The sequence below is a fragment of the Prevotella ihumii genome (assembly GCF_900155655.1).
In the GTDB taxonomy this organism is placed as follows: Bacteria; Bacteroidota; Bacteroidia; order Bacteroidales; family Bacteroidaceae; genus Prevotella; species Prevotella ihumii.
On record NZ_LT706988.1, the window covers coordinates 1 to 876 of the forward strand.

The window sequence follows — 876 nt, forward strand, 5'->3', positions numbered from 1 at the left end:
GGCACGTATTGTCTAATCAGTCCGTTAGCATTTTCTATAGCCCCTTTCTGCCATGAAGCGTATGGGTCAGCAAAATAGACGGTGACACCAAGGCTTTTGCTTATCATTTCATGGCAAGCGAATTCTGTGCCGTTGTCCGTTGTAATAGACTTGACATACTCTTTGAATGGAGATAGCAAATGTATTACAGTGCGTGCTAACTCCTTGGCATTCTTTCCCTTTTTAAGTTTTCTCATAAATAGCATATTTGTACTGCGTTCTATCAGTGTCACAATAGCACCATGATTTCCTCTTCCAACAATTGTATCCATCTCGAAGTCCCCAAAGCGTTTTCCGTCAACTTCAGTAGGTCTCTCGCTGATACTTGTTCTATTGGGTATGGATATACGTCTGCTACCAACAGGCTTGGCACGATGCTTTAGCTTGTGACGACAGTGTTTATATAGTGTTCCACCTTTTGCCTTGTCCTTACGTATCGTACGATATATGGTTTCATGGCTAATACGTTTACCTTCCTTAGCCAACACGCCAGATATTTGTTCAGGAGACCATTGTTCTGTAATAAGAAGACGTATCGCTTCATCCATAACATCCTTTTTGATTGAATGATTGCCTGGCTTTTTTCGCTTTGTGAGAGCTGCATTTGCTTGGGCAGTTTCCCAATTATACTGTCCTTTGGTCCCACTATTACGTTTTATTTCACGAGATACTGTACTTGGACATACTTTTATCGCTTTCGCAATATCTTTTAATTTAATTCCATTTTGGAGTAGCACAGAAATTGTGTACCTTTGCTCCGAGGTTAATTGTTTGTACATAACAATGCAAAATTAATTAATCTTTGGGAGACAGAGGTCTCCCTTTTTTATTTTTTAA

General features: G+C 39.6%; 1 protein-coding gene. It reads right to left on the minus strand.

Features of this window, described 5'->3' with window-relative positions; translation table 11 throughout:
• Positions 1-818, minus strand: an 818-nt coding sequence (locus tag CZ367_RS13640) for an IS30 family transposase (protein ID WP_077197486.1), incomplete at its 3' end; no start/stop codon positions are given.
• Positions 819-876 lie beyond the last annotated feature (58 nt).